Source organism: Ruoffia tabacinasalis (genome assembly GCF_042652985.1).
Lineage (GTDB): Bacteria > Bacillota > Bacilli > Lactobacillales > Aerococcaceae > Ruoffia > Ruoffia tabacinasalis.
The window spans coordinates 20,637-45,563 of sequence record NZ_JBHSHQ010000027.1 but is presented as its reverse complement, the minus strand read 5'-3'; the positions used below and the strand labels follow the sequence as shown (position 1 = coordinate 45,563).

Genomic DNA, 24,927 nt, shown 5'->3' with positions numbered 1-24,927 from the left:
ATGTTTAAAAATTGGATAAAAAAAGCTGCTTTAACTTTAGCATCTGTAACAACACTTGCTTCAGTAGCAATGCCAGCAGTAGCTGCGCAAGAAACAACTCAAATTGATGAGTTATCAATCGGATTTGTACCATCACGTGATCCGGAAGAAATCGTAACAGCAACAGAACCATTAGAGCAATTATTAATTGACGAATTAGCTACTCTTGGTTATGAAGTAGGTTCAGTAGATATCTCTGTAGGTACTTCATATGAAGCAGTTGGAGAAGGTTTATCAGCAGGGACTATTGATATCGGATTTATTCCAGGTGGAACATATGTATTATATGATGATGGCGCAGAAGTTATTTTAACTTCTACACGTGCTGGTTTAAGTAATGATTCAGACGATCCAGCTGATTGGAATGCGAACGAACCAACTGAAGCAACGGACGAACAAGTAACGTATTACCGTGCTATTATGATTGCAGGACCATCAGAAAAAGGTCGTGAATTAGCAGATAAAGTTAATAATGGTGAAGAGTTATCATTTGAAGACTTAAATTCAGCTAATTGGTCTGTTATGAGTCCATCTTCTTCAGCAGGCTACATTTATCCAACAATTTGGTTACAAGATAACTTCCAACAAAACTTAAGCGATTTAGAAAACGTTGTGCAAGCTGACTCTTACTTAAACTCATTTGCACGTCTAGCTTCTGGTCAAGTAGATATCTTAACAGTATTTGCTGATGGTCGTCGTGACTACGTTGATCAATGGCAATCTGAATTAGGTGGAGAAAATGACATCTGGACAGATACTGATGTTATTGGAGTTACACCAGGTATCTACAATGATACTATTTCAGTAAGTAACAATTCAGAAAATATGTCTGATGAACTTAAATCTGCTTTACAAGAAGCATTCATTAATATTTCTGAGACTGAAGAAGGTAAAGAGATTATCACAATTTACGCTCACGAAGGATATGAAGTTGCTGAGAGTGCGGACTACGATGTAGAGCGTCAAGCACAAGAAATTTTACGTGAACAATCTAACTAATAACTAATATTATAATAAATATTTGAAGGCTAGGATAAATCCTGGCCTTTATTTGCTTGAAGAGAGGTTTGTAAGAAATGATAAAATTTGAAAATGTAAGTAAAAAATATTCTAATGGCGTAACCGCGTTAAAAGATGTGAATTTAACCATCGAACAAGGTGAGTTTGTTGCGATTATTGGTCTATCCGGAGCAGGGAAATCAACATTAATCCGTTGTATTAATCGCATGCACAGTATTTCAGATGGAACACTGACTGTTGATAATGAAGATGTAACTGCCCTAGGCTCAAAAGAATTAAGACGTTTCCGTCGAAAAATTGGAATGATTTTCCAATCATTTAATTTAGTCACTCGAATTAGTGTATTAAACAACGTATTAGTATCGAGTGTGCCAGAGTTATCATTTTGGCGTAAATTAACGGGTAGTTTTACAAAAGAGGATAAAATACGAGGATTGGAAGCTTTAGATAAAGTAGGAATCTTGGATAAAGCATATACGCGTGTAGACCAATTATCAGGAGGTCAACAACAACGTGTAGCTCTTGCAAGAACGTTAGCGCAAAATCCTTCTATTATATTAGCTGATGAACCTGTCGCTTCTTTGGACCCAGTCACAGCTAAAGTTGTTATGGATGATTTTAAACGCATTAATAAAGAAATGGATATTTCAGTATTAATTAATATTCACCATGTTGATTTAGCGTTAGAGTATGCAGATCGTATTATTGGAATTGCAAAAGGGGAAATCGTTTATGATGGTCCATCTAGTGACGTTGATCAAGAAGTATTAAACAAAATCTACCAAAATCAACCTATTGAAGTTGTTGAATCTTCAGTATCACCAGTATAGAGGGGGATTTATTGTGGAAATGAAATTATATGATCGTGTTTTTAAACCCAAAGAAATAGTATTATCTAACGGTAAAAAAATCTATCAAAGAGCGTCAAGAACCCCATTAATTATTTTGTTATTATTAATATTTACATATATTTCAACTAAAGTAACTGAGACCGAATTATCAGTCTTAGCTGAACGTGGGGAACAATTCTTTGTTATTTTGGGACAAATGATTCCACCAAATTGGAGCTATGCAAACAATATATGGAGACCCATGATTGACACTATTCAAATGTCATTACTTGGATCGGTGTTAGGTGCTCTCGTAGCTATACCTATTGCTATGTTATCTTCATCAAATCTAATTCAAAGTCGTTGGGTTACTGGCTTTTTTAAACTATTCTTATCAATTACGCGGACATTACCAACATTGATTACAGCTTCAATCGCAACATTTATCTTTGGAATTGGAACGACTGCAGGTACTATAGCAATATTCATCTTTACGTTTTCCTATATTGGTAAACTAATGTATGAGAATATCGAAAATATTGATATGGGACCCTTTGAAGCCATGGAATCTATGGGATTATCCAAAGTAGAAGCATTCCGATATGCAGTAGTTCCTCAGATTATGCCAACGTACTTATCCGTATCACTTTTTGCGTTCGAGGGTAACATTCGATACGCCGCAATCTTAGGATATGTAGGGGCAGGTGGAATAGGTTTAATCTTAAATCAAGAATTAGGATGGCGAGATTATGCAAATGCCGGGATGATACTACTAATATTAATGGTCGTTGTATTCATAATCGAACAGATCAGTGAATACTGCCGTCAGAAATTGACTTAGGAGGAGGCACAAGAAATGAATAATATGATTAACAAACAACTTGAGCGTGAACCTAATCGACGAGTATACTACATTACAATATTCGCTATTTTACTAGCGTTTCTAATATGGTCAGTAACAGGCGTACAATTCAATGGAATTGATAGTCGAGGCTCAACCATTGCTGGAAATATTATAACAGGAATCCTATCTCCAGATTTAGAATTTCTATTTGAATTCTCTGATGAGGGGGTACCATATTTATTATTTGAAACAATATGTATTGCATTTTTAGGAACAATATTTGGATCAGTACTAGCGATACCTGTAGCATTTTTAATGTCACAAAGTATAGTCGGACCAGTCCTCTCCTTTATTACACGTACATTGCTCGTAGTTATTCGAACAATACCATCCTTTGTATATGGTCTGATGTTTATTAGGGTTACGGGACCAGGAGCTTATGCAGGAGTATTAACAATGTCAATTACATCTATAGGTATGGTTTCGAAATTATACTTAGATACTATAGAAGAAATAGATGATGGAATACTAGAAGCAATGGAGGCTGCTGGATGTAATACGTTTGAGAAGATTAGATATGGAGTTATTCCTCAACTCTTTACAAACTTCTTATCTACAACTATATATCGTTTTGATATGAATTTAAGAGATGCAACAGTTTTAGGTTTAGTAGGAGCCGGGGGTATTGGAGCGCCATTAATATTCGCAATGAACTCATATCGATGGAGTGAAGTTGGTTCGATTTTAATTGGATTAATAATATTGATTTTAGTTATTGAATTTATCTCATCTAAATCCAGAGAGAAATTAGCAAATGGATAATAGCTGACTATATTTAGCCAAGGAAGTTCTTCGGAATTCCCTTGGCTTTTCTATTCCTTCCATTAAATATACAAAAAATAAGTAATAATAAATAAATATAAAAAAAGACTTCCATCCACCAGGATTTTCCATTAAAATGTTACAAAGCTTAAATAGAGACACAAAAACACGTATATATAATAGAAAGAATCATTATTTTGAAGTTTCTTGAAAAAAGTGCAAAAAAAGCTTGCTTCTAAGTGATGTGTTCGTTATAATATTCGTTGTGTCATAAGTAGATTTATTTCTACTGAACGTAACACAGCCCCCTATATTATGAGGTGGGCGAGCTATGAAGCGAGAGGTTGCGACACGCTAGGCTGAGTTGCCAATGACCAGTGTAGTCGGTAATTCTTGCGGAGCAAGTCAATTTAACAAATTTGACGGAGGAGGAAAAACAATGGCAAACCAAAAAATTCGTATTCGTCTGAAAGCTTATGAGCATCGTGCTCTTGATGTATCAGCGAACAAAATCGTAGAATCTGCACAAAGAACTGGAGCACAAACTGTAGGGCCAATCCCATTGCCAACAGAACGTTCGGTGTATACAGTTATCCGTTCACCGCATAAATATAAAGATTCACGTGAGCAATTTGAGATGCGCACACACAAACGTTTAATCGATATCGTTAACCCAACTGCTAAAACAGTTGATGCATTAATGAAATTAGATTTACCAAGTGGTGTAGACGTAGAAATTAAGTTATAAAATAAAAAATAAAATGGAGGTGTACTCATGACCAAAGGAATCTTAGGAACAAAAGTAGGAATGACGCAATTCTTTACGGAGAATGGTGAGTTAATCCCTGTAACAGTAGTGGAAGCTCAACCAAACGTTGTATTACAAGTGAAATCAAATGAAACAGATGGATATGAATCTGTACAATTAGGTTTCCAAGACAAACGTGAAGTATTAGCAACAAAACCTCATAAAGGTCATGTAGCGAAAGCAAACGCTACTCCTAAGCGCTTCATTCGCGAATTTCGTGATGTCGAGCTAGGAGAATATGAAGTTGGGCAAGAAATCACTGTAGAAACATTCGCAGTCGGAGACATCATCGATGTAACAGGAACATCTAAAGGTAAAGGTTTCCAAGGGGTTATTAAACGTCACGGCCAAGCTCGTGGACCAATGGCTCACGGATCTCGTTTCCACCGTCGCCCAGGTGCGATGGCAATGGCAGCTTCACCATCACGTGTTTTAAAAGGTAAAAAATTACCTGGACAAACTGGTAGTGAACAAGTGACGATTCAAAACTTAGAAATCGTTGCAGTAAATCCTGAAGATAACGTTATCTTAATTAAAGGTAATGTACCAGGTGCTAAAAAATCTTTAGTACAAATTAAAAAAGCAGTTAAATCTAACTAATTAAGAGGGGAGGAACGAGAATGACAAAAGTTACTTTATTTAAACAAGACGGATCGCAAGCTGGAGAAGTTGAGTTAAACGAATCGATCTTCGGTATCGAACCAAACGAAAGTGTTATGTTCGATGCAGTAATCATGCAACGTGCATCATTACGTCAAGGTACACACGCAGTTAAAAACCGTAACGCAGTTCGCGGTGGTGGACGTAAACCTTGGAGACAAAAAGGAACAGGTCGTGCACGTCAAGGATCTATCCGCTCACCACAATGGGTTGGGGGAGGAGTTGTCTTTGGTCCGACACCTCGTTCATACAGTTACAAATTACCAAGAAAAGTACGTCGTTTAGCAATTTTATCAGCATTATCACAAAAAGTTGTTGAAGATAAATTTGTAGTTGTTGATGGATTAAGCTTAGATGCACCAAAAACAAAAGACCTTAAAGGAATTTTATCTAACTTAAACTTAGACACTAAAACATTAATCGTTTTAGAAAATAACAACGATAACGCATACTTATCAGCTCGTAACATCGATAACGTTAAAGTTATTGACGAGAACAACATCAACGTATTAGACGTTGTTAACTATGACAAAGTATTAATCACTCAAGCAGCATTATCAACAGTAGAGGAGGCATTAGCATAATGGAATTTTCAGAAGTAATCCTACGTCCAGTAATTACTGAGCAATCTATGTATGACATTGACGATAACAAATACACTTTTGAAGTAGATCGTCGTGCTAACAAAAACCTTATTAAACAAGCTGTTGAAGCTATGTTTGAAGGCGTTAAAGTAGAGAAAGTAAATACTATCAACGTTGAAGGAAAAGCAAAACGTATGGGTCGTTACCAAGGATTCACACGTAAATACAAAAAAGCAATCATCACATTAAAAGCTGATTCAGCTAACATCGAATTATTCGAAACAGAAGAAGACGAAGAATAATTCACAAAATAAGATAAGTAGGAGGGAATTCGAGTGGCAATTAAACACTACAAACCGATAACTAACGGTCGTCGTAATATGACTGGTTATGACTTCTCAGAGATTACAACAAAAACTCCTGAAAAATCATTATTAGAATCGAAAAAACAAAGAGCTGGCCGTAATAGCCAAGGTAAAATCACAGTTCGTCACAACGGTGGTGGACACAAACGTGCTTACCGTGTTATCGACTTTAAACGTAACAAAGACAACGTTGTCGGAACAGTTAAAACTATCGAATATGATCCAAACCGTAGCGCGAATATCGCATTAATTAACTACGAAGATGGAATTAAAACATATATCATCGCACCAAAAGGACTTAAAGTAGGTCAAAAGATTGAATCAGGTGCTGAAGCAGATATCAAAGTAGGGAACGCATTACCATTAATCAATATCCCAGTTGGTACTGTAATTCACAATATTGAGTTAAAACCAGGTAAAGGTGGACAATTAGTTCGTTCTGCTGGAACAAGTGCTCAAGTATTAGGACAAGAAGGTAAATATACATTAGTACGTTTAGCTTCAGGTGAAGTTCGTATGATCTTATCAACTTGCCGTGCAACAATCGGAACTGTTGGTAACGAACAACACGAATTAATTAACATTGGTAAAGCAGGTCGTAAACGTTGGTTATCTAAACGTCCAACTGTTCGTGGATCTGTAATGAACCCTAACGATCACCCACACGGTGGTGGTGAAGGACGCGCTCCAATCGGACGTCCAAGTCCAATGTCACCTTGGGGTAAAAAGACTCTTGGTCTTAAAACTCGTAATGCTAAGAAAAAATCAAGTAAATTAATCGTTCGTGGACGTAAGAAATAATCGTATATAGATTAAATTTCCGAAGGGAGGCTACACTGTGAGTCGTAGTTTGAAAAAAGGGCCATTTATTGACGCACACTTAATGAAAAAAGTAGAAGCTCAAGAAGATGCTCAGAAAAAACAAGTTATTAAAACATGGTCGCGTCGTTCAACAATCTTCCCAAACTTCATTGGGCTAACAATTGCAGTATATGATGGACGTAAACATGTCCCAGTATACATCCAAGAAGATATGGTAGGACACAAATTGGGCGAATTCGCACCAACTCGTACATATAAAGGTCATGCAAATGACGATAAAAAAACAGGAAGACGTTAATAAAGGAGGGAAATTAGATGTCAGAACAAATTACATCTGCAACAGCAACAGCAAAAACAATCCGCATTGCCCCTCGTAAAGTTCGTCTAGTAACTGATTTAATTAGAGGAAAAAGCATAGGTGAAGCAATTTCTATTCTGAAATTCACACCAAGATCAGCATCGCCTGCTGTCGAAAAAGTGTTAATGTCAGCTATTGCTAACGCGGAACACAACTATGATTTAGATTTAGAAAACTTATTCGTAAGTGAAGCTTTTGTTAACGAAGGACCAACTATGAAACGTTTCCGTCCTCGTGCTAAAGGATCAGCTTCACCAATCAATAAAAGAACAAGCCACATCACAATTGTGGTATCAGAGAAAGAGGAGGCATAATACATGGGTCAAAAAGTACATCCAATAGGTATGCGTGTTGGCGTAATCCGTGATTGGGATGCTAAATGGTATGCTGATAAAAAGTATGCCGACTTCCTACATGAAGATTTACGCATTCGTGAGTACATCTACGGTAAACTTTCAGACGCTTCAATTTCAACAATTCAAATTGAACGTGCTGCTAACCGTGTAATTGTTTCAGTTCATACTGCTAAACCAGGAATGGTTATTGGTAAAGGTGGATCTGAAGTTGATGCACTACGTGCACAGTTAAATAAATTAACTGGTAAAAAAGTACACATCAATATTGTGGAAATTAAACAAGCAAACTTAGACGCAAAATTAGTAGCAGAAGATATTGCTCGTCAATTAGAAAACCGTGTTGCATTCCGTCGTGCTCAAAAGCAAGCTATCCAACGTGTTATGCGTGCTGGTGCACAAGGAGTTAAAACACAAGTATCTGGTCGTTTAAACGGTGCTGATATGGCACGTACTGAACACTACAGTGAAGGTACAGTTCCATTACATACACTTCGCTCAGATATCGACTACGCTTGGGAAGAAGCAGACACTACATACGGTAAACTTGGAGTTAAAGTATGGATTTGTCGTGGAGAAATCCTTCCTGAAGTAAATGAAAACAACCAGAGAGGAGGAAATTAATCATGTTAGTACCTAAACGTGTAAAACACCGTCGTGAATTCCGTGGTAAAATGCGCGGAGAAGCTAAAGGTGGAAAAAACATCGACTTCGGAACTTACGGATTAAGAGCCATTGAATCTAAATGGATCACAAATCGTCAAATCGAAGCAGCTCGTATAGCTATGACTCGTTATATGAAACGTGGTGGGAAAGTATGGATTAAAATCTTCCCTCACAAATCATACACATCTAAACCAATTGGTGTTCGTATGGGATCTGGTAAAGGTGCACCTGAAGGATGGGTAGCTCCAGTTAAACGTGGTAAAATCTTGTTTGAAATCGATGGAGTTCCAGAAGAAGTAGCTCGTGAAGCTTTCCGTCTTGCATCAAACAAATTACCTATCAAAACAAAATTCGTAAAACGTGAAGAATATGGTGGTGAATCGAATGCAAATTAAAGAAATTAGAGAATTATCCACTGCTGATATGGTTAACAAAGAAAAAGAATATAAAAAAGAATTATTCAATCTTCGATTCCAATTAGCAACAGGACAATTAGAAAACACTGCCCGTTTACGTCAAGTACGTAAAACAATCGCTCGTATTAAAACTGTCTTACGTGAACAAGAACTGACTAAATAATAAAAGGAGGCAGATGTTAAATGACTGAAGAACGTAACAAACGTAAAGTTTATCGTGGTCGTGTCGTTTCAGACAAAGGAGACAAAACAATCTCTGTTGTTGTTGAAACTCGTGTAGTACACCCTAAATACGGTAAACGTGTTAAATATTCAAAAAAATATACAGCACATGATGAAAATAACAGCGCAAAAGAAGGCGACATCGTCCGCATTATGGAAACTCGTCCATTATCTAAAACGAAACGCTTCCGTTTATTAGATATCGTTGAAGAAGCTGTAATTATCTAATACATAAAGAAGAAATCGGAAGGAGGACATCGGAATGATTCAACAAGAAAGTCGATTAAAAGTTGCCGATAACTCTGGTGCACGTGAAGTATTAACTATTAAAGTACTAGGTGGATCAGGTCGTAAAACAGCTAACATTGGTGATGTAATTGTTGCAACAGTTAAACATGCAACACCAGGTGGAGTTGTCAAAAAAGGTGACGTAGTAAAAGCAGTAATCGTACGCACAAAAACAGGAGCTCGCCGTAATGATGGGTCTTATATAAAATTTGACGAAAATGCATGTGTCATTATTCGTGATGATAAGACACCTCGTGGAACACGTATTTTTGGACCAGTTGCACGTGAATTACGTGACAACAACTTCATGCGTATCGTATCATTAGCTCCAGAAGTTCTTTAATCCAATTACGAAGGAGGAAACAATTCATGCGCATTAAATCAGGAGATACAGTAAAAATTATTGCTGGTAAAGATAAAGGCGAAACAGGAACAGTTCTTAAAACTTTACCTAAGCAAGATAAAGTGATCGTTGAAGGATTAAACATCCATAAACGTCACCAAAAACCTACTCAAATGGCGACAGGTGGAATCGAAGAATTCCCTGCTCCAATTCATGTATCAAACGTAAAATTAGTAGATTCTAACGGAGAAGCAACACGCGTTGGTTACCGTTTTGAAGATGGTAAAAAAGTACGTTTCTCTAAAAAATCAGATACAACACTTAACTAATCATTTTGGGAAGGAGGACAAAGTTTAATGGAAAGCCGTTTAAAACAAAGATATAATAACGAAATCACTAGCAAATTAGTTGAACAATTTAACTACTCTTCTGTTATGGAAGTACCAAAAATAGATAAAATTGTTGTTAACATGGGTGTTGGTGATGCAGTTTCAAATGCTAAAAACTTAGATAAAGCAGTTGCAGAATTAACATTATTAACTGGACAAAAACCAGTTATTACAAAAGCTAAGAAATCAATTGCAGGTTTCCGTCTTCGTGAGGGAATGCCAATTGGAGCTAAAGTTACTTTACGTGGACAAAGAATGTATGACTTCTTAGACAAATTGATCACAGTATCATTACCACGTGTACGTGACTTCCAAGGTATCTCAAACAAAGCCTTTGATGGTCGTGGAAACTACACTTTAGGTGTTAAAGAACAATTAATTTTCCCAGAAATTAACTACGATAACGTAGATAAAGTTCGTGGAATGGATATTGTAATCGTAACAACAGCAAACACTGACGAAGAATCACATGCCTTACTTAAAGAGTTAGGTATGCCGTTTAAAAAATAATAAAGGAGGCGAATCGTATTGGCTAAAAAATCAATGGTAGAAAAAAATCAACGTACACCAAAATATAAAGTGAGAGAATACACACGTTGTGAACGTTGTGGACGTCCGCATTCAGTTTACCGTAAGTTCAAACTTTGCCGTATTTGCTTCCGTGAACTTGCTTATAAAGGACAAATTCCTGGCGTTAAGAAAGCAAGCTGGTAATTCAAATACTTTTAAACTAAGGAGGTAAATACACATGGTAATGACAGATCCAATTGCAGATTTTCTAACAAGAATTCGTAATGCAAACGCACAAAAACATACATCTGTAACAGCACCATCTTCTAATACTAAAGTGGCAATTGCTGAAATCTTAAAAAACGAAGGTTTCATTAAAGGTTATGAAGTAACTGAAGATAACAAGCAAAATGTAATTAAATTAAACTTAAAATACGGACGTAATGACGAAAAAGTTATTACAGGTCTAAAACGTATTTCTAAACCAGGTTTACGTGTTTACGCTAAATCTGAAGATATTCCTAAAGTTTTAAATGGCTTAGGAATCGCAATCGTCTCAACTTCTCGTGGCTTAGTAACTGATAAAGTTGCAAGAAACGAAAAAATCGGTGGAGAAATTTTAGCATACGTTTGGTAATTTGTAGATAAATATTATAAAATATAAGGAGGTGCGGTACTGTGAGTCGTATAGGTAAAAAACCTGTAGTAATTCCATCAGGAGTTACCGTAGAACTAAATGGTACTACAGCAACTGTTAAAGGCCCAAAAGGCGAATTAACTCGTGAACTATCGCCAGCAATTTCATTAGAAATCGCGGATAACGAAATCACTTTCACTCGTCCAAATGACAATAAAGCTAACCGCTCAATCCATGGTACAACTCGTTCATTAATTGCTAACATGATCGAAGGTGTGTCTACAGGATTTAAAAAAGAATTAGAATTAATCGGTGTTGGTTACCGTGCACAAAAACAAGGTAGCAAACTTACATTAAACGTTGGTTTATCACACCCAGTTGAATTCGAAGCTAGCGAAGGTGTTGATTTTGAAGTTCCTTCAAACACACAAATCATCGTTCAAGGATTCAATAAAGAAAAAGTTGGAGAATTAGCAGCAAACATTCGTGCAGTTCGTCCACCAGAGCCGTATAAAGGTAAAGGAATTCGCTATGTTGGTGAATTTGTACGCCGTAAAGAAGGTAAAACTGGTAAATAATAAATAAAAAATTAAAGAGGTGACAAAATGATTTCAAAACCAGAAAGAAATAAATTACGTAAAAAAAGACATTTACGTATCCGTAATAGAATCTCTGGTACTGCAGAGTGCCCACGCTTAAGTGTATTCCGTTCGAATACTAACATCTACGCTCAATTAATTGATGACGTAGCGGGTGTGACGCTAGTCAGTGCCTCTTCACAAGACGAAGAAGTTAAATCAAATGGAACAAAAGTCGAACAAGCTGCATCAGTTGGTAAATTAGTTGCTGAACGCGCAACAGCTGCTGGACATAAAACAGTAGTATTTGACCGTGGTGGATATGTATATCACGGACGTGTTCAAGCATTAGCTGAAGCTGCTCGTGAAAACGGCTTAGAATTTTAATAGAAAGGGGAACATTGTTTAATGGAATTTATTAATCCAGAAACATTAGGCGAAATTGAAGATCGCGTAGTTGCGATTAACCGCGTAACTAAAGTTGTTAAAGGTGGACGCCGTCTACGTTTCTCTGCTTTAGTAGTTGTTGGTGATAAGAATGGTCACGTTGGTTTTGCTACAGGTAAAGCTCAAGAAGTACCAGAAGCGATCCGTAAAGGTATCGAAAATGCTAAGAAAAACATGATTAAAGTCCCTACATCAGGAACAACTATTCCACATGAAATCGTTGGTGAATTCTGTGGAGGACAAGTATTACTTAAACCTGCAACAGCCGGTTCTGGGGTTGCCGCTGGTGGACCAGTCCGTGCCGTTATTGAGTTAGCTGGTATTGCTGACGTAACAAGTAAATCACTTGGATCAAATACACCAATTAACATGATTTCTGCAACTGTTGAAGGTCTAAAAAATCTTAAAGAAGCCGATGAAGTTGCTGCATTACGTGGCAAATCAGTCGAAGAACTTTTAGGTTAGGAGGACATTCAATGGCCAACTTAGAAATCACATTAAAACGTAGCTTTATTGGACGTAAACAAAACCAAATTCAAACAGCTAAAGCGTTAGGCTTAACAAAACTTAACAAGAGTGTTGTGAAACCTGACAATGAATCTGTTCGTGGAATGGTTCGTACAATAAGCCATTTAGTAGAAGTCAAAGAAGCTTAAGTATAAAATCTAATATAAGGAGGTGCCGAAGGAATGAAACTTCATACATTACAACCTGCTGAAGGATCACGCAAATTACGTAACCGTGTTGGGCGTGGACAAGGTTCAGGGAACGGAAAAACAGCTGGTCGTGGACAAAAAGGTCAAAAAGCACGTTCAGGCGGTGGAGTACGTTTAGGATTTGAAGGTGGACAACAACCTTTATTCCGTCGTTTACCAAAACGTGGTTTCACTAACATCAATCGTAAAGATTATGCTGTAGTGAACTTAGAAACATTAAACCGTTTTGAAGATGGCACAACAGTTACACCAGCTTTATTAATTGAATCTGGCGTTGTGAAAAACGAATTATCAGGAATTAAAATTTTAGGTGATGGTAACTTAGAGAAAAAATTAACAGTTCAAGCTGCTAAATTCTCTAAATCTGCAGAAGAAGCTATCACTGGTGCTGGTGGATCGATTGAGGTGATTTAATGTTTTCCTTCTTGAAAAATGCATTCGCTGTTAGAGATATCCGACGTAGAATTTTATTCACTCTGTTTATCTTCGCAGTATTCCGTTTAGGGTCTCATATCCCAGTACCAGGTGTTAACGCTGGTGCTTTACAATCATTAAGCAATACTGGGGTATTAGGTTTATTGAATACTTTTGGTGGGGGTGCACTTCAAAGATATTCTATCTTTGCGATGGGTGTATCACCATACATTACTGCATCAATCATTATGCAATTATTGCAAATGGACTTAGTTCCTAAGTTTACCGAGTGGGCCAAACAAGGTGAAGTCGGTAGACGTAAGCTTAATCAAGCTACTACTTACACTGCAATAGTTTTAGGCTTTATCCAATCTTTAGGATTATCATTTGGATTTAACCAGTTATCTGGTTTAGGTTTAATTAATAACCCTACAATGGCAACTTATTTAACAATTGCTTTAATCTTAACGGCAGGAACAATGTTCTTAGTTTGGTTAGGTGAGCAAATCACACGTAATGGTGTCGGAAACGGAGTATCTATGTTGATCTTCGCCGGTATTGTTGCAGAAGTGCCAAAAGATTTTTATGGATTTTTCCAATCATCTATATCAGGTGTGACAGGTAATGAACTGACACAAAACTTACTAATATTATTAGCCATTGTACTAGTAATCATCGTAAGTATTGTTATTGTAGTTCTAATGGAAAGAGCACAAAGACGTATTCCAATTCATCACTCTAAGAAAGCAACTGGTGCCCGACATACAGCGCACTTACCATTAAAGATTAACTCTGCGGGTGTTATTCCTGTAATTTTCGCAACGTCGTTTATTACAACACCACAAACGATCTTTTCTTTCTTAAGTACTGACAACGCAGGTCCAGTGATGCAATTTTTCGGAAACTTGTTTAACTTACAACATCCATTAGGAGCAGTATTCTATACTGTATTACTAATTGCCTTTACTTATTTCTATTCATTAGTACAGGTTAACCCTGAGAAAGTAGCAGAAAATTTACAGAAACAAGGCGCTTATATTCCAAGTGTACGTCCTGGTAATGATACCGAGACATTTATTACACAATTAATTAATCGCTTAAGTGGTGTCGGTGCATTATATCTAACATTAATCGCCGTATTACCGATCGTTGCTGGATTTATCTGGGAAATACCAATGAATATTTCATTAAGTGGAACAAGTATTTTAATTGTTGTAGGTGTTGCAATAGAAACAACTAAACAAATCGAAGGTAGAATGGTAAAACGTCGCTATAAAGGATTTCTTTATCAATAGTTCATCGATATTAAATAAGTAAGGACGATTTATATGAATATTTTATTAATGGGCCTTCCCGGAGCAGGGAAAGGAACACAAAGTGAACATATCTCCAAAGATTATTCAATGGTACATATTGCAACAGGGGATATCTTCCGTGAAGCAATTAAGAATGAAACGAAGTTGGGATTAGAAGCTAAATCATATACAGATGCTGGTAATCTTGTGCCTGACGATGTTACGAACAATTTAGTTCGTGAACGTTTATCAGAATCAGATGTCCAATCTAATGGATTTATGCTAGATGGATACCCAAGAACGCTTCAACAAGCACATGCACTAGAAGAGAATTTAAAAGAGATGAATTCTGATATTGACGCTGTTATTTATATCGATGTTGATTCAGATGTCCTTGAAAAACGTCTAAGCGGTAGAATTATTTGTCGTAATTGTGGAGCTACTTATCATAAAGTATACAATCCACCTTCAGTTGATGGTGTTTGTGATAACTGTGGTTCTCATGACTTCTATCAACGTGAAGATGACAAACCTGAAAAAGTTAGACACCGTATTAACTTACAGATGGAATCAATTAAACCGATCTTAGAATTCTACGATGATAAAAACATACTACACCGCATTAGTGGTGAAAATCCGATTGAAGTAGTTTATCGTGAGATACGTAATATTCTTGGAGAATAGATACCAAAGCATTTCACTAACTGGTAAAAAAAGGAGGAAGTATTAATGGCTAAAGATGATGTTATTGAAGTAGAAGGAATTATTTTAGAAACCTTGCCAAATGCAATGTTCAAAGTTGAATTAGAAAATGGCCACGAAATTTTAGCTCATGTTTCAGGTAAAATTCGTATGAACTATATCCGTATTTTGCCAGGAGATAAAGTAACAGTTGAAATGTCTCCTTATGATTTGACAAAAGGTCGAATTACATATCGCTTTAAATAGTCGATGGTTAAGAAGTTTAAGGAGGGAAAATGATGAAAGTTAGAGCATCAGTAAAACCAATTTGTGAAAAGTGCAAAGTTATCCGCCGTAATGGTAAAGTAATGGTAATTTGCGAAAATCCAAAACACAAACAACGTCAAGGTTAATTTTAAGAAAAAGGAGGAAACTAGTCTATGGCTCGTATAGCAGGAGTTGATATTCCACGTGACAAACGTATTGTTATTTCATTAACATATATCTTTGGAATCGGGAACACTACAGCAAAACAAATCTGTGCAGATGCTAACGTATCTGAAAACACTCGCGTACAAGATTTATCTAACGATGAATTAGACCGTTTACGTTCTATTGTTGACGGAATCAAAGTTGAAGGTGATTTACGTCGTGAAGTAAGTTTAGACATCAAACGTTTACAAGAAATCGGATCATACCGTGGTAACCGTCACCGTCGTAACTTGCCAGTTCGCGGACAAAACACTAAAAACAACGCTCGTACTCGTAAAGGTCCAAAAAAAGCAGTTCAAGGTAAGAAATAATTAATTTAAAAGGGAGGTTAAGACTTCATGGCAAAAAGACAACAAGCTCGTAGACGTCGTCGCGACAGAAAAAATATTGAACGTGGAATCGCACATATTCGTTCAACATTCAATAATACAATCGTTATGATTACAGACGAGAATGGTAACGCACTTTCTTGGTCATCAGCAGGATCATTAGGATTCCGTGGATCAAAAAAATCTACTCCATTTGCAGCTCAAATGGCATCAGAAGTTGCTGCTAAAGGCGCAATGGAACATGGTATGAAATCTGTAGAGGTTGCAGTTAAAGGACCAGGATCTGGTCGTGAATCAGCAATCCGTTCATTACAAGCAGCTGGATTAGAGGTTTCAGCAATTCGTGACGTAACCCCAATCCCACATAACGGTGCTCGTCCACCAAAACGTCGTCGTGTTTAATGATAATTCCTATATTTAAAAACTTTTAATGTTGCTACAAAATTATCATTGAGACATAACGTATTGAAAGGGGAAAATTACTAATGATCGAGATTGAAAAACCAGAGATTACAACGGTTGAAGTCAGTGAAGATGAAAAATTTGGCAAGATCGTGATTGAACCATTAGAACGTGGATATGGAACAACTCTTGGAAACTCATTACGTCGTATTCTGCTATCTTCATTACCAGGTGCAGCAGTAACTAATATTCAAATTGATGGTGTGCTTCATGAGTTCGCTACAGTCGATGGTGTAGTGGAAGATGTTCCTACGATCATTTTAAACTTGAAGAAGTTAGCCCTTAAATTGCACACGGAAGAAAGCAAAGTAATTGAATTAAATGTTGCGGGTCCAAAAACAGTAACAGCTGCTGACATTATTCATGATAATGATGTACAAATTTTAAATCCAGATTTACATATTTGTACCTTAGCCGAAGATGCAGAATTGAACATGCGTATTAGCGTGTCCAACGGTCGAGGTTATGCACGTAGCGAATACAATAAGAGTGATGATATGCCAATTGGTGTATTACCAATCGATTCAATATATACACCAATTGAAAAAGTGAATTATCAAGTTGAAAATACACGTATTGGTCAAAAGAATATATTTGATAAATTGACTTTAGACATTTGGACAGACGGATCAATTAGTCCAGAAAAATCTTTAAGTTTAGCTGCAAAAATATTGACTGAACATTTAAATATCTTTGTTAACTTAAACGATGAAGCACGCGAAGCTGAAATTATGGTTGAAAAAGAAGAAGCAGAAAAAGAAAAAGTTCTTATCATGACAATTGAGGAATTAGACTTATCTGTTCGTTCATACAACTGCTTGAAACGTGCTGGAATTAATACAATTCAAGAACTTACAAATAAAACTGAAGCTGAAATGATGAAAGTTCGTAACTTAGGACGTAAATCATTAGCAGAAGTTAAAGGCAAATTAGATGATCTAGGCCTAAGTCTGAAAGACGACGAATAATAGATCAGTAGGGTTTATTTTACAAGAAATGGAGGAATCTTAATGGCATACCGTAAATTAGGACGTACAAGTACACAACGTAAAGCATTACTACGTGATTTAACGACTGATGTAATTATCAACGAACGCATCGAAACGACTGAAGCTCGTGCTAAAGAAGTTCGTAAAACTGTTGAAAAAATGATTACATTAGGTAAAAAAGGTGACTTAGCTTCTCGTCGTAAGGCAGCTTCATTCTTACGCCGCGAATTAGCTGATGCTCGTATTGAAGATGACGAAGTAATTATTGAATCAGTATTAGATCGTTTATTCGATAATTATGCTAACCGTTATGAAAACCGTAATGGAGGTTACACTCGTATCCTTAAAAAAGGACCACGACGTGGTGACGCTGCTCCAATGGTAATCTTAGAGTTAGTTTAATAATTAAATAAGAACCAAAAGTTTAGTCACTTAATGATGGAGAGTGTTATGATCAATAATTTGGTCTAGCTCTAATGCACAAGCAATGTTCATTGCTTAGATTGGAGGGGATTTTCTCCTCCAATCCATGTGCTTCTATCGTAAGTGCTTTTTTTATAGTTAAGTATATGATTCTTTTGAGAAACGAAACAAAATAAATGGTATATTTACCTATGAAAAAATCAGTAAGATGTGTCGCGAAAGGAAGATAATAATGAACAATCCTATCATCGAATTAAAAGATATATCATTTCAATATCAAGGCGTAGAGTCTTTTGCTTTGACGAATGTTAACCTGACCATCAATAAAGGAGAATGGGTAGCATTAATCGGACCTAATGGATCCGGTAAATCAACCTTAGCAAAAATTATGAATGGTCTCTTAGTACCTACAAGTGGAGAAGTATTTATCAATGGTAAATTATTAGATGAAGAAACCGTTTGGGAAGCTAGAAGATCTGTCGGAATGGTTTTTCAAAATCCAGACAATCAATTTGTTGGAGCAACGGTTGAAGACGATGTTGCTTTTGGTCTAGAAAACAATGGAGTCGAACGACTTGAGATGATTCAACGTGTTGATGAAGCACTTCAGCAAGTACGAATGACTGAGCATAAAAAGAAAGAGCCAGCCCGTTTGTCTGGTGGTCAAAAGCAAAGAGTGGCACTAGCAAGTGTAATCGCTTTACGTCCAGATGTAATTTTACTCGATGAAGCAACGGCGATGTTAGATCCATTAGGTCGCGAAGAAGTGATTGAAGCGATTGAGAAAGTTAAAGAACAACATGATTTAACTGTTATTTCTATCACACATGATATCGACGAAGCTTCCAAAGCAGATCGAATTATAGTAATGAAAGATGGCGAAAAGAAAAATGAAGGTGTTCCAGCTGATATCTTTAATTTAGGTAAGGGCTTGATAGATATGGGACTTGATTTACCATTCACACAGAAGTTGAAACATGCTTTAATGGAGCGTGGAGTAGATATACCGGACGAATATTTCGATGAGGAGGCTTTATTACAATGGATAATCCAATCGTATTTAACAATGTAGATCATATTTATAATGCGGGTAGTCCATTTGCCGTTTCAGCATTAAAAAATGTGAACTTAAGTATTCCTAAGGGAAAGATTACGGCTATTATCGGACATACTGGGTCTGGGAAATCTACTCTGATTCAACATCTAAACGTGTTGTTACGACCAACGCATGGTACTGTAAAGATTAATGATGTAGAAATTACTGCTGATTCTAAAAATAAAAACTTAAAAGCACTAAGAAAACAAGTCAGTGTCGTGTTTCAATTTCCAGAGTCTCAGTTGTTTGAAGAAACCGTCTTAAAAGATGTGATGTTTGGACCTTTAAACTTTGGTGTTTCCGAAGAAGAAGCTGAACGCATTGCTCGTGAGAAACTTTCTTTAGTAGGTTTACCTGAGAATCTTTACGACCGCTCTCCGTTTGACTTGAGTGGAGGACAAATGAGACGTGTCGCTATCGCTGGTGTTCTAGCCTTAGAACCAAGCGTTCTTGTCCTTGATGAGCCGACAGCTGGTTTAGATCCAGCGGGTCAGAAGTATATGCTTGAGATGTTTGTTAATTTACATCGCCAACAAAACTTAACACTCGTTTTAGTAACTCACCAAATGGAAGATGTGGCCTTATATGCCGATAATGTCATTGTGATGGAGAATGGAACAGTGGTTAAGACAGGAGAACCCTTAGAAATATTTAAAGATGAGGATAAACTAGAAACTTTACAACTTTCCCTACCTCATTCGCTGCAGTTCTTTAAAGACATTGATACTCAGTTAGATACAACTTATATTAAAGAAACCCAACCGATTACTGTAGATCAATTAGCTGATGAGATTGTAAAAATTAAGCAATCTCGTACTCTAAAGAGTGAGGTGTCTCAAAATGTTTGATAAATTACTTTTAGGCCGCTATTTGCAAGGTAATTCAATAATTCATGAATTAGATCCCCGCACTAAATTATTAGGCAGTTTCTTTTTCATTGTCATTGTTTTTTTAGCAAATCATTGGCTAGCTTACTTACTCCTTGCCGCATTTGTATTCTTTGTCATCAAATTAAGTAATATTTCTATATCTTACTTTTTACGTGGAATTCGACCAATGTTGTGGATTATTATGTTCACTGTTATATTTCAGATGTTATTTACTGTGGGTGGAACGGTTTATTTCCAATTAGGTCCGGTAACGATTACATCTTTAGGGGTCATCAATGCGATTTATATCTTTATGCGATTAGTCTTAATTATAATGATGTCAACCATCTTAACTCTTACAACAGCGCCATTAGAATTAACAGATGGTATTGAACACTTATTAAGACCTTTGACTCGTTTAGGTTTTCCTTCACACGAAGTGGCTTTAATGCTTTCAATTGCTTTACGCTATGTTCCTACTTTGATGGATGAAGCACAAAAGATTATGAATGCTCAAAGAGCTCGAGGAGTAGAATTCGATGAAGGTAGTTTCATTGACCGTGTTAAGGCGATGGTACCCATCTTAATTCCACTGTTCGTTAGCGCATTTAACCGGGCTGATGAGATGGCGATTGCCATGGAGGCTCGAGGTTATAGAGGTGGAGAAGGTCGGACAAAATATAGACAATTAAAATACTCAAAAATAGATGCTTATGCACTCTTAATTTTATTATTAGTAACAGCAGCATTAATTGCGATTCGAATCTTTATTGGATAATTTGTAATTGGAGGTAAACTGAATGACGACACGTTATGCGTTAAAAATTCAATATGACGGCACTAACTATGTTGGCTATCAAGTGCAACCAAATGGACCATCGATACAAGAAGCTTTGCAAAAGGCCTTACATATTATGGCAAAGGCTAAACCTGGGGAATTAATTAAGAATTCAACATCGGGAAGAACCGATTCTGGTGTTCATGCACTCGGACAAGTCATCCATGTCGATTATCCAGCTAAAATACAGCCTAATTCAATGCGTAAAGCGTTGAACAGCATCTTAGACCAATCTATTCGAATCGTCGATGTAGCGCAAGTATCGGATGAATTTCATGCTCGCTATCATGCCATCGGTAAAGAGTATCAGTATCGGATAGATATTAATGATTTTCCCGATCCGTTCAAGCGATTATACACGAGTCATCATCCGTATGCTTTTGATTTGGAACGAATTCAAGAGGCGCTTAAGATTATAGTTGGTGAACATGATTTTACAAGTTTTTGTTCTACGAAAACTGACATTGAGAATAAAGTGCGCCATGTGTTAGAAGCTGAAGCTTGGATAGATGAAGCGAAGAACGAATTAGTCTTCCGATTTTATGGAAAAGGTTTTTTATACAATATGGTTCGTATACTGGTTGGAACTCTCCTTCAAATTGGAGATGGCTTAAAGCCAGTGGATGAGATGCAAAGGCTATTAGAAGTAAAAGACCGAAATGAAGCGGGACCAACAGCGCCACCGAATGGCCTGTTCTTAATGCGTGTTGATTATGAAGTGGATCCATTTAAATAACTTTCAAACTGACCTATGAGTGAAGCTCATAGGTTTTTTTATTCACAAAAAAAATACCTGACTGAAATATTAGCCAGGAACAAAATTATTTAGAATATTGAAAAACTTCTCTAGGTGTTCCGTCTTCAATGATAATATCACCGCAATGTTGAAAGCCAAATTTATCGATTAAAGCAATCATAGAAGTATTCTTTCGATGTGTATCGATTTTTATATTGTCGTAATGATCTATAACGTACTGCATACAAAAGCTTCCAGCACCTTTAATCTGTTGATTGGAAGCAATTCGATGAATAGTTACATAAGGTCGGTCATTTAACCACTCACCAGTGATATCTTGATAGGTTGGATCTTCGCCACTTTGAATACACATCGTTGCAACGATTGTTTCCTCTGGTAAGTCCGTTTGGTCTTGATCGTCAATCACACAAACATAGCTATGGCTATTTAAGATATCTGTTTCAATATCACTAGCTGCCGGATAATGATTCGGCCATTGAATATTGTTCCCATTCTTTCTTTGTAATTGTCGGCCGTATTCAATGACTGACATAACATCAGGAATTTCACTTTTCTTTGTTTGTCTTATGTACATTATTACCCTCATTTCGATTTTTGTGGTATGTTTATAAAGTATTAAAAATAAATTTACCCATTTAAACATTCAATTAATATTTATTAAATGGTATCATATGAGTAGCTAATTATTAGTATAATTAAGGAGAGAAATTAATGCAATATATTACTGAGAACCAAGCAATCCGTTTAGCCGCTGATTATATCGAAGATCCAGCCCAAAAATATATCGTTTATAATATCCGTCGTCGTAATTACTTATTACACGATTATTATAAATACTTCTTCCGTTTTAGCCGTCGTGAATCAGTTTGGAATACACCATTATTTAATATTGAAGACATTGCATCTGATTTAACCAATGAAGAAACTGTTGCGAAAGAAATCTTTGCAACTATCAACAAAACTGTGGATGATACATTAAGTTTAAAACATAAGAAAGAATTTTCACTAGATGATTGTGAAGTATTATTAAACTATTACTTTAATGGTAAAACTTATATCGCATTCTACGATTATTATTTAGGTCGCGTTGTATTAATTAAAGAGCGTGATAAATCGAATGATTTCGGTGAATTAATTGGGAGTCGCTACCAATTAATCGGTAACTTGCATACAATTATCAATAAATCAATTGAACTTTCGGATGGATTACTAGAAAGCTTCATGAGTGAGTTAGTCAATGATTTTACACCAATTAGAGAAATTGATGGTTTTGAAGAGTTAAATACAACGCTTCATGCATATATCGTTGAAGAAATTAACAAAATTGACTCATGGGTTAAGGAAGAAAAAGCAAAAGCATAATTATATAAGAAAAGGCAGAAGAACAGTTAAGTACTTCTGCCTTTTGTGTATCTTCGATTACTTATCTAGCAATATTTCGGACAAATTCGCGCATGTCAGAAACTTCTATAGTAGTATCGTGTAACCTTTCTGCCTCAAGTAAACCTTCAATTGCTGGTGGATAAGGGATATTTGATAATTCATTTAATTTATCTAATAATTCTTGATCCGTTAATGTTTCAGCTTCAACACCAAGCGCAACTAAAACAGCCTCGGGGAATTTGTAGGGGCTGGCTGTTGAAATGATAACAGCAGGATTCGTTGAAAGGCCTTCTTGGTTGAGATTACGCCACGCTCGAGACGCTACTGCCGTGTGGGTATCCATAATATAGCCTGTTTCTTTGTAGACAGTATTAATTTCTTCTTTAGTTTGGGCTTCGGTCACATAATCAGATAGGAAACTTGAGAAATGCCCCTGTTCCTCGTCCGTTAAATTATAGTGGCCCTTTGTATCTAATTGCTCCATTAAATCGCTTAAACGCTCGCTATCTTCATTTACAGCATGATAGACAAGGCGTTCTAGGTTACTAGAGACTAGAATGTCCATCGAAGGAGAAATCGTCAATATAAAGTCACGTTGGCGATTGTATTCACCTTCTTGGAAGAAATCATAGAGTACTTTATTATCATTTGAAGCACACAATAGTTTTCCAATTGGTAAGCCTGATCGTTTAGCGTAGTAACCGGCAAGTATGTTACCGAAATTACCCGTAGGAACACTAAAATCAATGTCACTGCCTGCATCAATGTTGCCTTGTTTCACAAGTTGAGCATAAGCATAAAAATAATACACAATTTGAGGGACTAAACGACCAATATTCATAGAGTTCGCTGAAGAAAATTGGCTGTCATAAGATTGAAGTTCGTCACGGAGAACTGAATCATTAAATATGTTTTTAACTTCAGTTTGAGCATCATCGAAGTTTCCAACAATGGAAACAACATGTGTATTATCTCCAGTTTGCGTAAGCATTTGTTGCTCCTGAATAGAACTTACACCACCTTCAGGATAGAAGACAATGATTTTAGTTCCGGGAACATCTGAGAAACCAGCCATTGCTGCTTTACCAGTATCACCAGAGGTCGCCGTTAAGATTAGAATATCATTGTGATTATGATTAATCTCAGCAGAAGTTTTCATTAAGTGCGGTAATATCGATAAGGCCATATCTTTAAAAGCAATCGTTGATCCATGGAATAATTCCAGGTGATAATGTTTCTCATCGATGCCTACTATCGGTGCAATCACTTCTGTATCAAATTTATTATCATAGGCCAATTCTATACAGCGTTTTAGCTGCTCATCAGAAAAGTCGGAAAGAAATGGTTTTAAAATAAAGTGAGCCATTTCTTGATAGGTATATTGACTGAGTAATTCCCAATCTAAGTCAAAACGTGGGAACGATTCTGGAACGTATAAACCACCATCGGTAGCAAGTCCTTGGAGTATAGCTTGAGAGGGTGTTACGATGTTTTTCGAGTTACGGGTACTTTTATAATTCATATTCTCACCTTTTTCTCATTTTATATCATTCAAATTATACTGAATAACTTTACTTTCAGCAATGTTTAATTAAAAATTTAATAGGATAATATAAAGGTATTAATTTGAGTAAGGAAATGCAACCGATTACAAAGTCAGTGAAATAGTTTTTTCAACGAGTGTGTATATTAGAACTTAATGTGGAATAATGCTAAAATGTACGAAATAAGAAAGGATGATTGCCATGTTAGTGTCAACAACTGGAAAAGTAAAAAGAGACTTTAAACAAAATATTTTGACAGATAATAAAGATAAAGTTATCACAGTTTGGAATGTGAGTTATGAGATTAGAAGCAAGGAAATTACGGGAACGATTGAAGCTAATTACCTAACACATCAATCAGAAGCCGACGTTACTCCAGAATTAATTCGTGGTTTTGCTGAATTTCAAGGCACCATCGATGGTAAGCAGGGAAGCTTCACAGCTCAGGAAGATGGTCGGGTACAAAATAATATCTTGAAAATCAACGGTAGAATTATTGATGCGAGTGAAGAACTAAGTATGTTAGTCGGTCGTTACGACTATGATGGTATTCTTTCGGAAAGTGTTTATGAAATTAATTTTGATATTGAGTTTTAAGTAGGAAAGTTGGCACTTTTGTAACAATCAACTTAATTTTT

Annotated in this window: 41 protein-coding genes; 39 read left to right on the top strand and 2 right to left on the bottom strand. The window is 36.4% G+C overall.

What is annotated here, in order from left to right; all coding sequences use genetic code 11:
- The 37 genes from ACFO5Y_RS03935 to truA all read left to right on the top strand — a co-directional run bounded on the left by ACFO5Y_RS03935 (position 1) and on the right by truA (position 21,341).
- Positions 1-1,038, top strand: coding sequence for a phosphate/phosphite/phosphonate ABC transporter substrate-binding protein (locus tag ACFO5Y_RS03935; protein ID WP_197103587.1), 1,038 nt, complete (start codon positions 1-3; stop codon positions 1,036-1,038).
- A gap of 77 nt (positions 1,039-1,115) precedes the next feature.
- Positions 1,116-1,889, top strand: a complete 774-nt coding sequence (gene phnC / locus ACFO5Y_RS03930; protein WP_197103585.1) for a phosphonate ABC transporter ATP-binding protein — start codon at positions 1,116-1,118, stop codon at positions 1,887-1,889.
- Between the two features lie 19 nt (positions 1,890-1,908).
- On the top strand, positions 1,909-2,730 hold the full coding sequence (gene phnE / locus ACFO5Y_RS03925; protein WP_197103717.1) for a phosphonate ABC transporter, permease protein PhnE: 822 nt from the start codon (positions 1,909-1,911) through the stop codon (positions 2,728-2,730).
- A gap of 15 nt (positions 2,731-2,745) precedes the next feature.
- On the top strand, positions 2,746-3,555 hold the full coding sequence (gene phnE / locus ACFO5Y_RS03920) for a phosphonate ABC transporter, permease protein PhnE (RefSeq protein ID WP_197103583.1): 810 nt from the start codon (positions 2,746-2,748) through the stop codon (positions 3,553-3,555).
- Between the two features lie 439 nt (positions 3,556-3,994).
- Complete coding sequence (rpsJ, locus tag ACFO5Y_RS03915) at positions 3,995-4,303, top strand: 30S ribosomal protein S10 (RefSeq protein WP_138404402.1); 309 nt, start codon at positions 3,995-3,997, stop codon at positions 4,301-4,303.
- 27 nt (positions 4,304-4,330) lie between these two features.
- Positions 4,331-4,963 (top strand): 50S ribosomal protein L3, encoded by a 633-nt coding sequence (rplC, locus tag ACFO5Y_RS03910; RefSeq protein ID WP_197103581.1) that lies wholly within the window; start codon positions 4,331-4,333, stop codon positions 4,961-4,963.
- 20 nt (positions 4,964-4,983) lie between these two features.
- Positions 4,984-5,607 carry a 50S ribosomal protein L4 gene (gene rplD / locus ACFO5Y_RS03905; RefSeq protein WP_138404400.1) on the top strand — a complete coding sequence of 208 codons (624 nt, stop codon included), beginning with the start codon at positions 4,984-4,986 and terminating at the stop codon, positions 5,605-5,607.
- On the top strand, positions 5,607-5,909 hold the full coding sequence (gene rplW, locus ACFO5Y_RS03900; protein WP_197103579.1) for a 50S ribosomal protein L23: 303 nt from the start codon (positions 5,607-5,609) through the stop codon (positions 5,907-5,909). The genes rplD and rplW overlap by 1 nt, the downstream gene beginning before the upstream one ends.
- A 33-nt stretch (positions 5,910-5,942) precedes the next feature.
- A complete protein-coding gene (gene rplB / locus ACFO5Y_RS03895; protein WP_138404398.1) occupies positions 5,943-6,773 on the top strand; it encodes a 50S ribosomal protein L2 in 831 nt (276 codons plus the stop codon).
- Positions 6,774-6,810: 37 nt separating this feature from the next.
- Positions 6,811-7,092 (top strand): 30S ribosomal protein S19, encoded by a 282-nt coding sequence (gene rpsS, locus ACFO5Y_RS03890; RefSeq protein WP_138404397.1) that lies wholly within the window; start codon positions 6,811-6,813, stop codon positions 7,090-7,092.
- 17 nt (positions 7,093-7,109) lie between these two features.
- Positions 7,110-7,466: a 50S ribosomal protein L22 gene (gene rplV / locus ACFO5Y_RS03885; protein ID WP_138404396.1), complete on the top strand. Its 357-nt coding sequence runs from the start codon at positions 7,110-7,112 to the stop codon at positions 7,464-7,466.
- Between the two features lie 3 nt (positions 7,467-7,469).
- Positions 7,470-8,129 carry a 30S ribosomal protein S3 gene (gene rpsC / locus ACFO5Y_RS03880; RefSeq protein WP_138404395.1) on the top strand — a complete coding sequence of 220 codons (660 nt, stop codon included), beginning with the start codon at positions 7,470-7,472 and terminating at the stop codon, positions 8,127-8,129.
- Positions 8,130-8,131: 2 nt separating this feature from the next.
- Positions 8,132-8,566, top strand: a complete 435-nt coding sequence (gene rplP, locus ACFO5Y_RS03875) for a 50S ribosomal protein L16 (protein WP_138404394.1) — start codon at positions 8,132-8,134, stop codon at positions 8,564-8,566.
- Entirely contained in the window at positions 8,556-8,750 is a 195-nt protein-coding gene (gene rpmC / locus ACFO5Y_RS03870) for a 50S ribosomal protein L29 (protein ID WP_197103577.1), read from the top strand. The genes rplP and rpmC overlap by 11 nt, the downstream gene beginning before the upstream one ends.
- 20 nt (positions 8,751-8,770) lie before the next feature.
- Positions 8,771-9,037 (top strand): 30S ribosomal protein S17, encoded by a 267-nt coding sequence (gene rpsQ, locus ACFO5Y_RS03865; protein WP_138404392.1) that lies wholly within the window; start codon positions 8,771-8,773, stop codon positions 9,035-9,037.
- A 34-nt stretch (positions 9,038-9,071) separates the two neighbouring features.
- Positions 9,072-9,440 (top strand): 50S ribosomal protein L14, encoded by a 369-nt coding sequence (gene rplN, locus ACFO5Y_RS03860; protein WP_197103575.1) that lies wholly within the window; start codon positions 9,072-9,074, stop codon positions 9,438-9,440.
- A gap of 26 nt (positions 9,441-9,466) precedes the next feature.
- Positions 9,467-9,769 carry a 50S ribosomal protein L24 gene (gene rplX, locus ACFO5Y_RS03855; protein WP_138404390.1) on the top strand — a complete coding sequence of 101 codons (303 nt, stop codon included), beginning with the start codon at positions 9,467-9,469 and terminating at the stop codon, positions 9,767-9,769.
- Between the two features lie 27 nt (positions 9,770-9,796).
- Positions 9,797-10,339: a 50S ribosomal protein L5 gene (gene rplE, locus ACFO5Y_RS03850; RefSeq protein WP_138404389.1), complete on the top strand. Its 543-nt coding sequence runs from the start codon at positions 9,797-9,799 to the stop codon at positions 10,337-10,339.
- Between the two features lie 18 nt (positions 10,340-10,357).
- Positions 10,358-10,543 (top strand): type Z 30S ribosomal protein S14, encoded by a 186-nt coding sequence (locus tag ACFO5Y_RS03845; RefSeq protein WP_138404388.1) that lies wholly within the window; start codon positions 10,358-10,360, stop codon positions 10,541-10,543.
- 34 nt (positions 10,544-10,577) lie between these two features.
- Positions 10,578-10,976 carry a 30S ribosomal protein S8 gene (gene rpsH / locus ACFO5Y_RS03840; RefSeq protein ID WP_197103573.1) on the top strand — a complete coding sequence of 133 codons (399 nt, stop codon included), beginning with the start codon at positions 10,578-10,580 and terminating at the stop codon, positions 10,974-10,976.
- Positions 10,977-11,017: 41 nt separating this feature from the next.
- Positions 11,018-11,554, top strand: coding sequence for a 50S ribosomal protein L6 (rplF, locus tag ACFO5Y_RS03835; protein ID WP_197103571.1), 537 nt, complete (start codon positions 11,018-11,020; stop codon positions 11,552-11,554).
- Positions 11,555-11,581: 27 nt separating this feature from the next.
- Positions 11,582-11,941: a 50S ribosomal protein L18 gene (gene rplR / locus ACFO5Y_RS03830; protein ID WP_197103569.1), complete on the top strand. Its 360-nt coding sequence runs from the start codon at positions 11,582-11,584 to the stop codon at positions 11,939-11,941.
- A 21-nt stretch (positions 11,942-11,962) separates the two neighbouring features.
- Positions 11,963-12,466 carry a 30S ribosomal protein S5 gene (rpsE, locus tag ACFO5Y_RS03825; protein ID WP_138404384.1) on the top strand — a complete coding sequence of 168 codons (504 nt, stop codon included), beginning with the start codon at positions 11,963-11,965 and terminating at the stop codon, positions 12,464-12,466.
- Between the two features lie 11 nt (positions 12,467-12,477).
- On the top strand, positions 12,478-12,657 hold the full coding sequence (gene rpmD, locus ACFO5Y_RS03820) for a 50S ribosomal protein L30 (protein ID WP_138404383.1): 180 nt from the start codon (positions 12,478-12,480) through the stop codon (positions 12,655-12,657).
- Positions 12,658-12,690: 33 nt separating this feature from the next.
- Positions 12,691-13,131, top strand: coding sequence for a 50S ribosomal protein L15 (rplO, locus tag ACFO5Y_RS03815; RefSeq protein ID WP_138404382.1), 441 nt, complete (start codon positions 12,691-12,693; stop codon positions 13,129-13,131).
- The gene (secY, locus tag ACFO5Y_RS03810; protein ID WP_138404381.1) at positions 13,131-14,426 is read left to right on the top strand and encodes a preprotein translocase subunit SecY; all 1,296 of its coding nucleotides are present in this window, start codon (positions 13,131-13,133) and stop codon (positions 14,424-14,426) included. Before rplO ends, secY begins: the two co-directional genes overlap by 1 nt.
- Before the next feature lie 33 nt (positions 14,427-14,459).
- Positions 14,460-15,110, top strand: a complete 651-nt coding sequence (locus tag ACFO5Y_RS03805) for an adenylate kinase (RefSeq protein WP_197103567.1) — start codon at positions 14,460-14,462, stop codon at positions 15,108-15,110.
- Positions 15,111-15,155: 45 nt separating this feature from the next.
- Positions 15,156-15,374 (top strand): translation initiation factor IF-1, encoded by a 219-nt coding sequence (gene infA / locus ACFO5Y_RS03800; RefSeq protein ID WP_138404379.1) that lies wholly within the window; start codon positions 15,156-15,158, stop codon positions 15,372-15,374.
- Positions 15,375-15,406: 32 nt separating this feature from the next.
- Positions 15,407-15,520 carry a 50S ribosomal protein L36 gene (gene rpmJ / locus ACFO5Y_RS03795; RefSeq protein ID WP_124058139.1) on the top strand — a complete coding sequence of 38 codons (114 nt, stop codon included), beginning with the start codon at positions 15,407-15,409 and terminating at the stop codon, positions 15,518-15,520.
- Positions 15,521-15,547: 27 nt separating this feature from the next.
- Positions 15,548-15,910: a 30S ribosomal protein S13 gene (rpsM, locus tag ACFO5Y_RS03790; protein WP_138404378.1), complete on the top strand. Its 363-nt coding sequence runs from the start codon at positions 15,548-15,550 to the stop codon at positions 15,908-15,910.
- A 27-nt stretch (positions 15,911-15,937) separates the two neighbouring features.
- Positions 15,938-16,330 (top strand): 30S ribosomal protein S11, encoded by a 393-nt coding sequence (gene rpsK / locus ACFO5Y_RS03785; RefSeq protein ID WP_138404377.1) that lies wholly within the window; start codon positions 15,938-15,940, stop codon positions 16,328-16,330.
- Positions 16,331-16,413: 83 nt separating this feature from the next.
- Positions 16,414-17,358 carry a DNA-directed RNA polymerase subunit alpha gene (locus ACFO5Y_RS03780; RefSeq protein WP_197103565.1) on the top strand — a complete coding sequence of 315 codons (945 nt, stop codon included), beginning with the start codon at positions 16,414-16,416 and terminating at the stop codon, positions 17,356-17,358.
- A gap of 42 nt (positions 17,359-17,400) precedes the next feature.
- On the top strand, positions 17,401-17,781 hold the full coding sequence (gene rplQ / locus ACFO5Y_RS03775; RefSeq protein ID WP_138404375.1) for a 50S ribosomal protein L17: 381 nt from the start codon (positions 17,401-17,403) through the stop codon (positions 17,779-17,781).
- 253 nt (positions 17,782-18,034) lie between these two features.
- Positions 18,035-18,874, top strand: coding sequence for an energy-coupling factor ABC transporter ATP-binding protein (locus ACFO5Y_RS03770; RefSeq protein ID WP_197103563.1), 840 nt, complete (start codon positions 18,035-18,037; stop codon positions 18,872-18,874).
- Positions 18,844-19,746 carry an energy-coupling factor ABC transporter ATP-binding protein gene (locus tag ACFO5Y_RS03765; RefSeq protein WP_138404373.1) on the top strand — a complete coding sequence of 301 codons (903 nt, stop codon included), beginning with the start codon at positions 18,844-18,846 and terminating at the stop codon, positions 19,744-19,746. The genes ACFO5Y_RS03770 and ACFO5Y_RS03765 overlap by 31 nt, the downstream gene beginning before the upstream one ends.
- Positions 19,739-20,545 carry an energy-coupling factor transporter transmembrane component T family protein gene (locus ACFO5Y_RS03760; protein WP_197103561.1) on the top strand — a complete coding sequence of 269 codons (807 nt, stop codon included), beginning with the start codon at positions 19,739-19,741 and terminating at the stop codon, positions 20,543-20,545. Before ACFO5Y_RS03765 ends, ACFO5Y_RS03760 begins: the two co-directional genes overlap by 8 nt.
- A gap of 22 nt (positions 20,546-20,567) precedes the next feature.
- The gene (gene truA / locus ACFO5Y_RS03755; RefSeq protein ID WP_197103559.1) at positions 20,568-21,341 is read left to right on the top strand and encodes a tRNA pseudouridine(38-40) synthase TruA; all 774 of its coding nucleotides are present in this window, start codon (positions 20,568-20,570) and stop codon (positions 21,339-21,341) included.
- 85 nt (positions 21,342-21,426) lie between these two features.
- On the opposite strand, the gene ACFO5Y_RS03750 is transcribed toward truA, so the two are convergent.
- Positions 21,427-21,936, bottom strand: coding sequence for an N-acetyltransferase (locus ACFO5Y_RS03750; RefSeq protein ID WP_197103557.1), 510 nt, complete (start codon positions 21,934-21,936; stop codon positions 21,427-21,429).
- Positions 21,937-22,073: 137 nt separating this feature from the next.
- Between ACFO5Y_RS03750 and ACFO5Y_RS03745 the strand changes: the two genes are divergently transcribed.
- Positions 22,074-22,724 (top strand): hypothetical protein, encoded by a 651-nt coding sequence (locus tag ACFO5Y_RS03745; RefSeq protein WP_197103555.1) that lies wholly within the window; start codon positions 22,074-22,076, stop codon positions 22,722-22,724.
- 61 nt (positions 22,725-22,785) lie between these two features.
- Here ACFO5Y_RS03745 and thrC read toward each other — a convergent pair whose 3' ends face one another.
- Positions 22,786-24,267: a threonine synthase gene (thrC, locus tag ACFO5Y_RS03740; protein WP_197103554.1), complete on the bottom strand. Its 1,482-nt coding sequence runs from the start codon at positions 24,265-24,267 to the stop codon at positions 22,786-22,788.
- Between the two features lie 223 nt (positions 24,268-24,490).
- On the opposite strand from thrC, the gene ACFO5Y_RS03735 reads away from it, so the two are divergent.
- A complete protein-coding gene (locus ACFO5Y_RS03735) occupies positions 24,491-24,886 on the top strand; it encodes a DUF3224 domain-containing protein (RefSeq protein ID WP_197103552.1) in 396 nt (131 codons plus the stop codon).
- Positions 24,887-24,927 lie beyond the last annotated feature (41 nt).

What these genes read in the sequence shown, in the direction of transcription:
- ACFO5Y_RS03935 (WP_197103587.1), top strand. Translation starts at nt 1, where the DNA reads ATGTTTAAAAATTGGATAAAAAAAGCTGCTTTAACTTTAGCATCTGTA.
- phnC (WP_197103585.1), top strand. Translation starts at nt 1,116, where the DNA reads ATGATAAAATTTGAAAATGTAAGTAAAAAATATTCTAATGGCGTAACC.
- phnE (WP_197103717.1), top strand. Translation starts at nt 1,909, where the DNA reads ATGAAATTATATGATCGTGTTTTTAAACCCAAAGAAATAGTATTATCT.
- phnE (WP_197103583.1), top strand. Translation starts at nt 2,746, where the DNA reads ATGAATAATATGATTAACAAACAACTTGAGCGTGAACCTAATCGACGA.
- rpsJ (WP_138404402.1), top strand. Translation starts at nt 3,995, where the DNA reads ATGGCAAACCAAAAAATTCGTATTCGTCTGAAAGCTTATGAGCATCGT.
- rplC (WP_197103581.1), top strand. Translation starts at nt 4,331, where the DNA reads ATGACCAAAGGAATCTTAGGAACAAAAGTAGGAATGACGCAATTCTTT.
- rplD (WP_138404400.1), top strand. Translation starts at nt 4,984, where the DNA reads ATGACAAAAGTTACTTTATTTAAACAAGACGGATCGCAAGCTGGAGAA.
- rplW (WP_197103579.1), top strand. Translation starts at nt 5,607, where the DNA reads ATGGAATTTTCAGAAGTAATCCTACGTCCAGTAATTACTGAGCAATCT.
- rplV (WP_138404396.1), top strand. Translation starts at nt 7,110, where the DNA reads ATGTCAGAACAAATTACATCTGCAACAGCAACAGCAAAAACAATCCGC.
- rpsC (WP_138404395.1), top strand. Translation starts at nt 7,470, where the DNA reads ATGGGTCAAAAAGTACATCCAATAGGTATGCGTGTTGGCGTAATCCGT.
- rplP (WP_138404394.1), top strand. Translation starts at nt 8,132, where the DNA reads ATGTTAGTACCTAAACGTGTAAAACACCGTCGTGAATTCCGTGGTAAA.
- rpmC (WP_197103577.1), top strand. Translation starts at nt 8,556, where the DNA reads ATGCAAATTAAAGAAATTAGAGAATTATCCACTGCTGATATGGTTAAC.
- rpsQ (WP_138404392.1), top strand. Translation starts at nt 8,771, where the DNA reads ATGACTGAAGAACGTAACAAACGTAAAGTTTATCGTGGTCGTGTCGTT.
- rplN (WP_197103575.1), top strand. Translation starts at nt 9,072, where the DNA reads ATGATTCAACAAGAAAGTCGATTAAAAGTTGCCGATAACTCTGGTGCA.
- rplX (WP_138404390.1), top strand. Translation starts at nt 9,467, where the DNA reads ATGCGCATTAAATCAGGAGATACAGTAAAAATTATTGCTGGTAAAGAT.
- rplE (WP_138404389.1), top strand. Translation starts at nt 9,797, where the DNA reads ATGGAAAGCCGTTTAAAACAAAGATATAATAACGAAATCACTAGCAAA.
- rpsH (WP_197103573.1), top strand. Translation starts at nt 10,578, where the DNA reads ATGGTAATGACAGATCCAATTGCAGATTTTCTAACAAGAATTCGTAAT.
- rplR (WP_197103569.1), top strand. Translation starts at nt 11,582, where the DNA reads ATGATTTCAAAACCAGAAAGAAATAAATTACGTAAAAAAAGACATTTA.
- rpsE (WP_138404384.1), top strand. Translation starts at nt 11,963, where the DNA reads ATGGAATTTATTAATCCAGAAACATTAGGCGAAATTGAAGATCGCGTA.
- rpmD (WP_138404383.1), top strand. Translation starts at nt 12,478, where the DNA reads ATGGCCAACTTAGAAATCACATTAAAACGTAGCTTTATTGGACGTAAA.
- rplO (WP_138404382.1), top strand. Translation starts at nt 12,691, where the DNA reads ATGAAACTTCATACATTACAACCTGCTGAAGGATCACGCAAATTACGT.
- secY (WP_138404381.1), top strand. Translation starts at nt 13,131, where the DNA reads ATGTTTTCCTTCTTGAAAAATGCATTCGCTGTTAGAGATATCCGACGT.
- ACFO5Y_RS03805 (WP_197103567.1), top strand. Translation starts at nt 14,460, where the DNA reads ATGAATATTTTATTAATGGGCCTTCCCGGAGCAGGGAAAGGAACACAA.
- infA (WP_138404379.1), top strand. Translation starts at nt 15,156, where the DNA reads ATGGCTAAAGATGATGTTATTGAAGTAGAAGGAATTATTTTAGAAACC.
- rpmJ (WP_124058139.1), top strand. Translation starts at nt 15,407, where the DNA reads ATGAAAGTTAGAGCATCAGTAAAACCAATTTGTGAAAAGTGCAAAGTT.
- rpsM (WP_138404378.1), top strand. Translation starts at nt 15,548, where the DNA reads ATGGCTCGTATAGCAGGAGTTGATATTCCACGTGACAAACGTATTGTT.
- rpsK (WP_138404377.1), top strand. Translation starts at nt 15,938, where the DNA reads ATGGCAAAAAGACAACAAGCTCGTAGACGTCGTCGCGACAGAAAAAAT.
- ACFO5Y_RS03780 (WP_197103565.1), top strand. Translation starts at nt 16,414, where the DNA reads ATGATCGAGATTGAAAAACCAGAGATTACAACGGTTGAAGTCAGTGAA.
- rplQ (WP_138404375.1), top strand. Translation starts at nt 17,401, where the DNA reads ATGGCATACCGTAAATTAGGACGTACAAGTACACAACGTAAAGCATTA.
- ACFO5Y_RS03770 (WP_197103563.1), top strand. Translation starts at nt 18,035, where the DNA reads ATGAACAATCCTATCATCGAATTAAAAGATATATCATTTCAATATCAA.
- ACFO5Y_RS03765 (WP_138404373.1), top strand. Translation starts at nt 18,844, where the DNA reads ATGGATAATCCAATCGTATTTAACAATGTAGATCATATTTATAATGCG.
- ACFO5Y_RS03760 (WP_197103561.1), top strand. Translation starts at nt 19,739, where the DNA reads ATGTTTGATAAATTACTTTTAGGCCGCTATTTGCAAGGTAATTCAATA.
- truA (WP_197103559.1), top strand. Translation starts at nt 20,568, where the DNA reads ATGACGACACGTTATGCGTTAAAAATTCAATATGACGGCACTAACTAT.
- ACFO5Y_RS03750 (WP_197103557.1), bottom strand. Translation starts at nt 21,936, where the DNA reads ATGTACATAAGACAAACAAAGAAAAGTGAAATTCCTGATGTTATGTCA.
- ACFO5Y_RS03745 (WP_197103555.1), top strand. Translation starts at nt 22,074, where the DNA reads ATGCAATATATTACTGAGAACCAAGCAATCCGTTTAGCCGCTGATTAT.
- thrC (WP_197103554.1), bottom strand. Translation starts at nt 24,267, where the DNA reads ATGAATTATAAAAGTACCCGTAACTCGAAAAACATCGTAACACCCTCT.
- ACFO5Y_RS03735 (WP_197103552.1), top strand. Translation starts at nt 24,491, where the DNA reads ATGTTAGTGTCAACAACTGGAAAAGTAAAAAGAGACTTTAAACAAAAT.